This is a genomic window from Poinsettia branch-inducing phytoplasma str. JR1 (genome assembly GCF_000309465.1).
Classification (GTDB): domain Bacteria; phylum Bacillota_I; class Bacilli_A; order Acholeplasmatales; family Acholeplasmataceae; genus Phytoplasma; species Phytoplasma pruni.
On record NZ_AKIK01000102.1, the window covers coordinates 1 to 10,667 of the forward strand.

A 10,667-nucleotide genomic window follows, 5' to 3' on the forward strand; every position below is an offset into this window, starting at 1 on the left:
TTATTTATATAATTTTTTATGATAATATAAATAAGAGTGGTATTTTTTTATTTATTTAAAGGAAGTGTAAAAAATGATTTTAGTTAAATTTTCAAGAAATATAGATTTGAAACCTTATTTTTATTACGCCTTAGAAGAATATATTTTAAACAATGTTTTAAAAGATATGGATGAAGTCTTTTTTTTTCTATGGACTATTAAAGGGGTTGTAATAGGTAAGAATCAAGTTATTGAAAACGAAGTTAATTTGGATTATGTTAAAATAAATAAGATTGATCTTTTTCGTCGTCCTACTGGTGGCGGATGTGTTTATAATGATGAGGAAACTCCTCTTTACAGCATCATTACTAAAAGAAAAAACCAAAATTTCACTTTTAAAGAACATTTGAATAAAATTATCTCCACTTTTAAAAAATTAGGAGTTGATTTATATTTTAGTGGTAGAAACGATATTTTGTTAGAAGGTAAAAAAGTCTCTGGAAACGCTTTTTTACAAAACCAAAACGGCATTATCATTCATGGCACTTTACTGTATAATTGTGATATAGACGTGATGGTTCGTTGCATTACACCAAGTAATGAAAAATTAATTTCTAAAGGAATTGATAGCGTTTCTGCTCGTGTAACAAATTTAAAAAACCATTTAGATGGCATGTCAAAAGATGAATTAGTAAGTTATTTAGAAAAAGATTTAGCGCAAAAAGAATATGTTTTGAGCGAAGAGGAAATAGCCAAAGTGGAAGCGTTGGCGCAAAAATATTCTTCTGAAAAATGGTTATATTTTAAACACCCTCAGTATTCTAAAACTTTGAAAAAACATTTCCCTTGGGGCAAATTAGAAATTTTATTAGTTTTAAAACAAGGTAAAATTCAAAAAATGAATTTAAGAGGCGATTTCTTTCATAAAGAAGATAATTTATCCTTATTTACGGACCAATTTATCGATGTTTATTATCGTAAAGAAACTTTAGAAACAGTCTTAAAAAATCATAATATAGGTGATTATATTTTAAACGCTAATAATCAAGATTTATTATCTTTATTAGAAGAAGGATTGTTAATTTAAAAAATAAAAAAATTATTTCTCTTTTTAGTAAAAATAGAAATAAAAAATGTATAATTAAAGGAAGGGATATGAATAAAAACAAGAAACAAGTTTTATTAAAAAAGATGATTGTTGTTTCGCTTCTTATAGCAATTTCTTTCTTTTTAGAGATGGTCTTTGTTAAATCATTTCACGGCGGACAGCATTGTCATACTACTTTAATAAGAATAGAATTATTACCTCTTATTTTGATAGGATTTTTATTTGGATGGAAATTCAGTTTCTTTTCTAATTTATTATATGTAGCAATTCATATTTGCATGGAATATGCGATGGATAGGCATTTTTTTGAATTGCTTTTAAAAGATACAGAATCGAAAACGGTATTATTTTTAGGCTTATTATTTTTTGTATTTGTGATGCCTTATTTAGCTTGTACTATTTCAGGTTTTTTTCGCCGCAAAGATTTAAGACATTTATCACAAGGTAAAGTTATTGCAGGAAGTTTGTCGTTAATAGCAATTGTTCAAATTATTTCTTATGCCATTTTTTCTTTTTTACTTTATCATAACCAGGCTCATGAAATTTTACATGAATACGAAGGCGTTATAAAGGATTTTAATTTGCCATATAAACTAATTTTGGGTTATTACATATTATCTGTTGTTTTACAAAATATAGTTATTGGTTTTATTTTGTATTTTGTGAATCCTATTTTAAAAGTAAATTTAGAAAGTTTTGCGTTAGAATAAAAAAATTGAATAATTTTCTTTTGCAAAAAAATTATTCAATGAATTTATCTATTACTTTAAGATAATCAATTCTCGGATTATAATTAAACGGAATGTTAAAGAGCTCTTTTTCAAAAATTTGATAACTGATACTTTTAGCCTTATTATTGTTTAAAAAATTAGTTAAAAAATCAATTGGTAAATAAAAATACTTATTTTTAATTTTAAAATGAACAATAAAAAAAGCGATTCCGTTAAATTTTTGTGCTCTTTGTAAGATTTCTATTTGATGTTGAGGAATATTACTCAGCGGAAAGTTGTTTTTATTGTTAGTTTCTTTAACATCGAAAGATAAAAATTTACTTTTGTAAATGCCGTGATAGTCTGGTAAAGAAGAAGTACGATAATAAGCTTCCACTATTTTAGCTTGTTTTCTTTGAGGGTATTCTACCCTTACTACTTGGATAGGGATTTCGTTTTTATAAACCAACGCTATTTCTTGTTCTTGATAAAAACGATTAGTTAAATTAATATCTCTCTCTAAATTAGCACCTAAATTGTTTTTGTTGCTGATAACGTTATTTTTTTCTTTTTTGAAAGGGTAATCCATGGATATTATTTATCGACTTTCTAAGATTTTATATTTCCTTCATTTAAGGATGAATTAAAAAAATAATTTTTAACAATTTCCATTATAAAATAATTTTTAACAATTTCCAAAGATTAATAAAAATTTTTGTTCAAGGAGTATAAATTACATTTCATGAAAGAAATAAATTTTTTTGCTTTAGGTGGTATAGGAGAAAATGGAAAAAATTTTTATTTATTGAAAGTAGATTCTTCTTATTTTATTTTAGATGCAGGACTTAAATATCCTAATGTAGTCGCTAATGGGATAGATTGCGTTATTCCTGATTATCATCGCTTGGAATCTATTAAAGATCAAATTAAAGGTATTTTCATCACTTCTGCTTTCGAAACTCATTCTGGCGCTTTGCCATATATGATTGATTATTTAGAAGATGTTCCGGTTTACGCTTCTGATTTCACTATTGAAGTTTTAAAAATAAATTTACACCAAAATAACGCCAATCCACATAATGTAGAATTTAGAGCTGTTCAAGATAAATCAGTGATAGATTTTGACAATACTAAAGCGCATTTTTTTGGGATATCTCATTTTTTACCGGAAACTTTAGGAGTCGCTTTTGAAACGTCGCAAGGTTTGATAGTGTATATTAGTGAGATGCATTTTGTTCAATCTAAAGATGTTAATTTCCAAACTAACTTTGCTTATTTATCAGAGTTATCGCAAAAAGAAGTTTTAGCTTTAGTTCCTGCTTCACAAGGAGCTTTCAGCATTATTATTCAGAAAAAAGAAGAAATTTTAGAATACTATTTGAGTAGTTATTTTGCTAGTATAGAAAACAATATTATTATTTCTTTTTTAGTCCCTGATTTATTAAAAATTCAGTTAGCGATTGATTTAGCTTTAGAGGCTAATTTAAAAATTGTTATTTTAGGACGTAAAAGTGAAAAAATTATTGATGTCGCTTTACAAAAAAATTATTTAAAAATTCCGGAAAAATCTTTAATTAATTTAAAAACATCCACAGATTATTTAAAATATAAAAATTTAGTGGTGATAGTGGTAGGAAAACGTTTTGAACCTTTTTACAGATTGCAAAGAATGTGCAAACAAACCGACCGCTTGATGAAACTACATCCTAAAGATAAGATTTTATTATTATCTATCGAAACCACTGGAGTGGATAAAATTCAAAATAAAACAGTTGATATTTTAGCTAGAAACGGCTTTATTGTCGATGTTTTAGAAAAAGATTTATTAAAATCCTCTTCTTATAATTATGAAGAGAATTTTAAATTAATGTTACATTTATTAAAACCTAACTTTTTAATTCCTGTAGCAGGCGAATATAGACATCAATACCAAATAAAGAAAAACGCTCAAAAATTCAATTATCCTAATAATAAAATTTTCTTATTGGAAAATGGTGATGTTTGGAATTATGATTTCCAAAATAAACCTTATGTCAAAAGAAATTTTTTCAAAAATTTAGGGGAAATTTTAATTGATGGAACACCGGTTTTAGAAGGTAATGATTTCATTTTAAAAGATAGAGAACTTTTAGCTAACGATGGTGTTATCATCATTGTTTGTAATCTAGATTTAAAAACCAGAGAAATCGTGGGCAATGTGGAATTAATTAGCAAAGGTTTTTTAAACAAAAGCGACACGGATACGACTTTCGGGAAACTAAAAGATTTATTCGCTAAAATAAGTAAAGGTTTTTTAATGAACAATAAACAAGTTAAATGGAGTGATTTCAAAAATAACTTAAGAGAAGATTTATCTAAGTTTATTTATAAGGAAACGAAAAAGAAACCAGTGGTTATTCCTGTTTTAATTTCTATTTCACGTTAAGAAAAGCATTCTTTAAAAAAAACGATCAAGAAAGGAAAAAAGGTTGAAATATATTAAATGGAAATGATCAATCAAAACGTTTCTCCGAATGATTTTGATATTGTCTTTTACGCTTTGGGCGGATTAGGCGAAGTCGGTAAAAATATGTATGTCTTTGAAATTGATAAAAAGATTTTTATTGTTGATTCAGGTATTTCTTTTTCTGATGATTCCTTTTTAGGGGTAAACTATATTATTCCTAGTTATGAATATTTACTGCAAAACGAACATAAAATTATGGGCTTATTTATTACTCACGGACATGAAGATCATATCGGCAGCATACCTTTTTTATTGAAAAGAATTAATATTCCTAAAATTTATGTTACGGGCATTGCTTATGATTTAATAGAATTGAAATTAATCGATTATAAATTAAATAAATATATCAGTATTTTAGAGAAGTACAATAATAATTCTAAATTTGTTTTTGATAATACAGAAGTATCTTTCATTCGTTTGAACCACTCTATTCCGGATACTTTTGGTATTGTTTTTAAAAATAACGATAATGTGGTTTTTTATACTGGAGATTTTAAAATCGATAACACTCCTGAAGGTCCTTTAGCAGAATATGCTAAATTATCTGATTTAGGTAAAAATGGTGTTTTATGTTTATTTTCTGATTCGACTAATTCCCAAAACGAAGGTATGATTCAGTCTGAGCACAAAATTGGCACTACTATTAATCAACTTTTTTATAAAATAAAAGGGAGAATAGTGATTGTTACTTTTGCTTCTAATTTTTATCGTATTAAACAAATCATTGAAGCTAGTGTTTTAACTGGTAGAAAAGTGGCTGTTTTTGGTAGAAGTATGGAAAAAGCGATCGAAACAGGCATGAAAAACGGTTATTTAAAAATTCCTAAAGACACTATTTTAAATAACAATGATATTGAGAAATACGATGATGTGACTTTGCTTTGTACAGGTTCTCAAGGAGAGCCATTAGCGGCTCTTAGTCGAATGGCTAATGGGATCCATAGACAAGTTAAATTAAATCAAAAAGATACGGTTATTTTCTCTTCTTCACCTATTCCTGGTAATCAAGACAGTATTAATAAAATCTTGGATTTGCTCTTTAAAATGAATGTGGAAGTAATTGCGCACGGCTTATTGGTGGATACGCATGCTTCAGGTCATGCTAGTCAAAATGATTTAAAATTAATGTTGAATTTAATTAAACCAAAATATTTTATTCCCGTTCATGGTGAACATGTGATGTTAATTCATCATAAACAATTAGCGATTGAATGTGGTATAGAACCGGGCAATATTTTAATTTTAGATAATGGCGATGCGGTAGGCATTAGTCAAGAAAAAACTCAATTAATCGGTCGTGTCCCTACGGATAATATTTATATTGATGGTTCGGGTGTAGAAGATGTAGGTAACCTGATTTTAAAAGAAAGAAGAATTTTAAACGAAGAAGGATTGCTATCAGTTGTTATTAGTATCGATTTAAAACAAAAGAAAATTCTGAACTTTCCAATGATTGTTTCGCGCGGTTTTATTTATATGAAAACTAACCAAGAATTAATTAAAAAAATATCTTCTGATGTTAAAAAAATGGTGCAAAACTTATTACGCTTAGATAAAGTCAACAAAAGCTATTTGAAAAAATCTGTGATTGATTTTATCACCCCAAGGATTTATGAATCTACTTTAAGAAATCCGATTATTATTCCGATTTTTTTAATGGTTTAAAGCAATAAAAAGACCTTAATCATCAAAATTAAAAAATCAATTATTTCTTTTATTTTGTTAAGATTAAGATTTTCTAATTTAAAATATAAGTATTGAAGATAAAGAAAGAAAATAAAAAACTTTGCAAAAAAGTTATTTTTAAAATAATTAAAAGGAGAAAATAAAATGAGTGCAAAAAAAAATAATCAACGTTACCTTGTAACAGATAACGTAACTGTAGAAGTTAAAGTGAGATACGTTAAACAAAATAATAAAAACGTAAGAGAATGGTATACTAATAATTTAAAAATTAATTATGATGGTAAAAATTATTCTTTTGATGAAGTGGTTTTAGTCTTCGGTCATATTGATAGTGATAATCCTGAGTTTTTCTTACAACCTGGTCAAAAAGTTAAAGTTTTAGGCGGAAACCTAAACTCTCTTGATGCATCAGTTAAAAACAATGTTTTAACAATCGATAAATTTCAACAGTTAAGCGACCAAACACAAAAATAATTAAGATTCTTGTTTTTTTTGTTAATAGACATTTTCTTACGAAATAAGATTAAATTGGTTTTTCAAATGGTAAATTTGCTCAAGTTAATATTTAATTTAATAATATAAACTCCCATAAAATCATTTATTAATTTTACAAGTAGTAATAGAGAATTTCTTTTTATTTTAAAAAAATTTTAAAGGTTAGAAAAAAATATGCCAGAATTGCCAGAAGTTGAAGTCATTATTCGTCATTTACATAAAAAATTGGTTAACCGTACTATTAAAGGGATAAAAGTTTTTTATGAACCTATCGTACAAAATATTGCTCGTTTTAACCAAATGTTAAACCAAACTTTTTTAGACGTTCAAAGAAAAGGTAAATATTTACTTTTTTTCTTAAGTGATGATTGGGTGCTTGTAGGACATTTAAGAATGGAAGGTAAATTATATTTAAAATCTCAAAAAGATTGTCTAAAAACAGGAAAACATGAGTATTTTCGTCTTCTGTTAGATAATGATATGGTGTTGCAATATTATGATTTTCGTAAATTTGGGCGTTTTTTATTATTTAAAAAAGATCGTTATTTAGAAGAAAGCAAATTGGAGCGTTTAGCACTAGATCCTTTTTTAATCCATGCAAAGGCTTTTTATGATTGTTTGCAAAAAACACGTGTCGCAATTAAGACGGTTTTGTTAAACCAACAAATTATTTCCGGGATTGGTAATATTTATGCTAACGAAATTTTATTTGCTGCGCGGTTACATCCAGAAACTAAAGCAACCTATCTTAATTTTGCTCAAACACAATTAATTTTAACTAAAGCGCAAGTGATTTTAAAAGAATCGATTGTTTTAGGTGGAACTACTATTAGTACTTTTGATGCTTTAGGAAAAACGGGTTCTTTTCAAAATAAGCTCTTAGTACATGGCAAAGATAAGCAAAATTGTGTAGTTTGTCAAAATAAAATTGAAAAAAGAAAAATAGGCGGGCGTGGTTCTTATTTTTGTTCTCATTGTCAAACCATGATAACTCAAAAAGATTAATTATTCAAAAAATATTTTTTTAAAGGAGATTCATAGTGTTTACTTTACAAAATTTTAAAGTTCATAATCGCAATATCTTATCTCATGAAGAACAAAAAATTTTAACTTTATTGTATCAGCCTTTAATAGGAACAGACGCGATAGGTCTTTATTACACTTTATCTTTTTTCAATTCTAATGATCTGGAGGAGCCTAATTTAATTCATCAATTTTTATTGGATTTATTAAACATTGATGAAAAAACTTTTTTCCAATTTAAAGACAAACTAGAAGCGGTTAATTTGTTAACGACTTATCAAAATAAAACAAAAGAGAATCTTTATGCTTTGAATCCTCCTTTAAGTGCGGTTTTATTTTTTCAAGATCCTCTTTTGAGTCAATTCTTATTAAGCGAGGTCGGCGAACATATTTATTTCTCTTTGGAAAAGATATTACTACCAGAAACTTCCTTGAATTTAACAACTTATCAAAACGTGAGTAAACATTTTGTTGACGTTTATCATTTTGAAAAAATTAATCCTCAAGAAACTTTAAATAGTTTTAAATATAAGAATGAACAAAAAAAACAAACTACTGTATTGCAAAAATATTTTAATTATGAATCTTTTTTAAACCATTTATCGGAAAGATTTAAAAAACCTTTTTTATTGGAATGGCAAAATATGGATTATATTATTAAATTAGCTTTCGTGTACGCTTTAACACCTGAAGAGATGGCTGCTTTATACCAAGAAAGCTTTCGTAATAATTATGAAGATGATCTAGATTTAAACCATTTAAGAAATAGTTTAAATCTTAAGTTTTTGCAAAGTAACGCTAAAATTAAAACTTTAAGTAATAAAAACTTAAATACGGAAACTAACGAAATGATTCTTTATTTGAAAAATTCTCACCCACATAGAATTATTAAGAATTTTAGTAAAAATAAACGTTTTGGTGCTGGCTTGTATGATGCTGTGTTTTTTTTGTTGAAAAAAACAGAGGTCGAAATTGGAGTTATTAACGCTTTGATTATGTATGTTTGTAAGATAAAAGCTCATAAAGATGATTCTTTTATTTCTTATAATTATTTTGACACAATTTTAAAATCTTGGACTAAAAAAGGGATTGTAACTACCGAGACGGCTTATGATTACCTTATGGAAGAAAACGTCTTTAAAACTAGCAAAAAAGACAATAAAAACAGTTTTAAATGGTTAGATAATTTCAAAAAAGAATTAGGATTTAAAAATTAAAAGGTGTGATGATGGTTTTAGTGAATAAAAAATATTTAGATGAAATGAAAGAAGTTATCTCTAATGATCCGGAGACTAAAAACTTAAAAGTAGAAGATAAAGATGTGATGATGGTTTTTAATTATCTACAAAATAAGCATAAAGACCATGATTTTGGTTATAAACAAGTTTTAAAAACTAAACCTTATCTGCATATTATGTTACAAGAGACAACTGCAACCAAACATATTGATTTAAAAAATAACTTAAAACAAAATAATATTTTATTTAACCAAGATTTAAAACTCGAAGAAGTTGATTTAAATGCTTTTAAAATTAATAATTTAGTGCAAGAAAAAATTTTTCAAAAAACTAAAGAGATGATAAGGTCTTTTTATCGTGTTAAAAAAGGCTTTTATCTTCATGGACATTTTGGGACAGGAAAAACTTTCCTTCTTAAAGCTTTAACCAAAGAATTAATCGATAAAAACATCTCTGTTTTATTTATTTTTATGCCTGATTTAGCGCGTCAATTTAAAACTACTTGGTATAACGATCTCTTAGAAAAAAAAATTCATTATTTGAAAAAAGTCCCTTGCTTAATTTTAGATGATATAGGTTCTGAAAACATGACTTACTATTTTAGAGATGATATTTTACTGCCTTTATTATATTATCGTTTCGAACATAAATTACCCACTTTTTTTAGTAGTAATTTTGATTTAGAAGATTTATTTAATTACTTTAAATCTTTTCAAGATTTCAATAGTGAAATAAAAGCTTGTAAAATAGTTAACCTTATTAAAAAAAACACCTCTATTTATAACTTTTCGGCTTTAAATAAAGAGATGTAAAAAAACTTTCTTTCTTTTTTATGATAAAATAAATATTTTCCATAATTAAAATAGTTTTCATATAATAAAAAACTTCTTTTTTTTAAGAGGTTTTTTATTATATGAAAAAGAGGGATTAATGATCAAACTAGTTTATTAGCTTTGAAAAAGTCATATAATTGGTTTTTTTCAATACTAGGAGCGACTAATTGAGTGTTTTGCAATACTTCTTTGTATTTAGTATTACCCATCGCGATACCTATGTCTGCTAGTTTTAACATTTCAATATCATTGTGTCCATCACCAATACAAATCACTTGACAATCAGGATATAATTCTTGAATTTTTTTAATGCCAGAAGCTTTATTGAAATAACGATACACTAAATCGCTTCTGCCTGGGCGAGAAAAATAAGGTTTTAAAACTTCTATTTCTTGTGATAATTTATCTACTACAGCATTATCTTCATGGAAAGCCCATATTTGGTAAACATCATAATCTAATTTTTCAACATGGAAATTTTCGTTAACATTTATTTGTTGACCTTCTTTAATAATCCATTTTCTTTTACCGTCAATTTCGATTAATTTTTCCACATCAGAATTAATCACAACAATCTCTCTTTTATCTAAACCAATAATACCTAAGCCAATAGAATACTCTTTACCTTTATTAATGATTTTCTTTAATAATTCTTTGGAAAGTTTTTGTTCATGGATATTTTTTTGATCGGCGATAATATAACTACCATTCATTAACACTAAATTTTCAAAAAGAGGCAATAAATCCCCTAAATTAGATATTCCTCCGCGACTTCTACCTGTTGCTATTCCTAATTTAACATTAGGATCTTTTGCTAAAGTTTGAATTAATTGGCGAGTTTGAGGGTGAATCACATACTCTCTAGTCATTAAAGTGCCATCAATATCAAAAAAAAATAATTTTTTCATTAAAAAAACCTCACTTTTGTTTTTTTGTTTAATTATTTTAAACAGAAAGGGATGAAGAAGACCCAACGAAACGGTACTGAAAGACCACAACTAATTTTTCTAAAACAAATACCTTTTAGAAAAAATTATTTATTAATTTACCATATGATAACATAAAAAAAATATTTGTCAACCTTTTTTA

Annotated in this window: 10 protein-coding genes; 8 read left to right on the plus strand and 2 right to left on the minus strand. The window is 26.5% G+C overall.

Going from position 1 to position 10,667, the window contains the following annotated elements; translation table 11 throughout:
* Positions 1–73: 73 nt before the first annotated feature.
* Together ON17_RS02270 and ON17_RS02275 are read left to right on the plus strand one after the other, a co-directional pair.
* Entirely contained in the window at positions 74–1,066 is a 993-nt protein-coding gene (locus ON17_RS02270) for a lipoate--protein ligase (RefSeq protein WP_017191875.1), read from the plus strand.
* Between the two features lie 68 nt (positions 1,067–1,134).
* Entirely contained in the window at positions 1,135–1,797 is a 663-nt protein-coding gene (locus ON17_RS02275; protein WP_017191876.1) for an ECF transporter S component, read from the plus strand.
* Between the two features lie 31 nt (positions 1,798–1,828).
* Here the strand turns inward: ON17_RS02275 and recU are convergent, their stop codons facing one another.
* On the minus strand, positions 1,829–2,386 hold the full coding sequence (gene recU, locus ON17_RS02280; RefSeq protein WP_017191877.1) for a Holliday junction resolvase RecU: 558 nt from the start codon (positions 2,384–2,386) through the stop codon (positions 1,829–1,831).
* A 153-nt stretch (positions 2,387–2,539) separates the two neighbouring features.
* Here recU and ON17_RS02285 point away from each other — a divergent pair, with 153 nt between their 5' ends.
* The 6 genes from ON17_RS02285 to ON17_RS02310 all read left to right on the plus strand — a co-directional run bounded on the left by ON17_RS02285 (position 2,540) and on the right by ON17_RS02310 (position 9,557).
* Entirely contained in the window at positions 2,540–4,222 is a 1,683-nt protein-coding gene (locus ON17_RS02285; protein ID WP_017191878.1) for a ribonuclease J, read from the plus strand.
* A 57-nt stretch (positions 4,223–4,279) separates the two neighbouring features.
* Complete coding sequence (locus ON17_RS02290; protein WP_017191879.1) at positions 4,280–5,968, plus strand: ribonuclease J; 1,689 nt, start codon at positions 4,280–4,282, stop codon at positions 5,966–5,968.
* 165 nt (positions 5,969–6,133) lie between these two features.
* Positions 6,134–6,463, plus strand: a complete 330-nt coding sequence (locus ON17_RS02295) for a hypothetical protein (RefSeq protein WP_017191880.1) — start codon at positions 6,134–6,136, stop codon at positions 6,461–6,463.
* Positions 6,464–6,658: 195 nt separating this feature from the next.
* Positions 6,659–7,489: a DNA-formamidopyrimidine glycosylase gene (gene mutM, locus ON17_RS02300; protein WP_017191881.1), complete on the plus strand. Its 831-nt coding sequence runs from the start codon at positions 6,659–6,661 to the stop codon at positions 7,487–7,489.
* 35 nt (positions 7,490–7,524) lie between these two features.
* Positions 7,525–8,724 (plus strand): DnaD domain protein, encoded by a 1,200-nt coding sequence (locus tag ON17_RS02305; RefSeq protein WP_017191882.1) that lies wholly within the window; start codon positions 7,525–7,527, stop codon positions 8,722–8,724.
* Positions 8,725–8,732: 8 nt separating this feature from the next.
* Complete coding sequence (locus tag ON17_RS02310) at positions 8,733–9,557, plus strand: ATP-binding protein (RefSeq protein ID WP_261974258.1); 825 nt, start codon at positions 8,733–8,735, stop codon at positions 9,555–9,557.
* 122 nt (positions 9,558–9,679) lie between these two features.
* Here the strand turns inward: ON17_RS02310 and ON17_RS02315 are convergent, their stop codons facing one another.
* The gene (locus ON17_RS02315; protein WP_017191884.1) at positions 9,680–10,486 is read right to left on the minus strand and encodes an HAD-IIB family hydrolase; all 807 of its coding nucleotides are present in this window, start codon (positions 10,484–10,486) and stop codon (positions 9,680–9,682) included.
* Between the last annotated feature and the right edge of the window lie 181 nt (positions 10,487–10,667).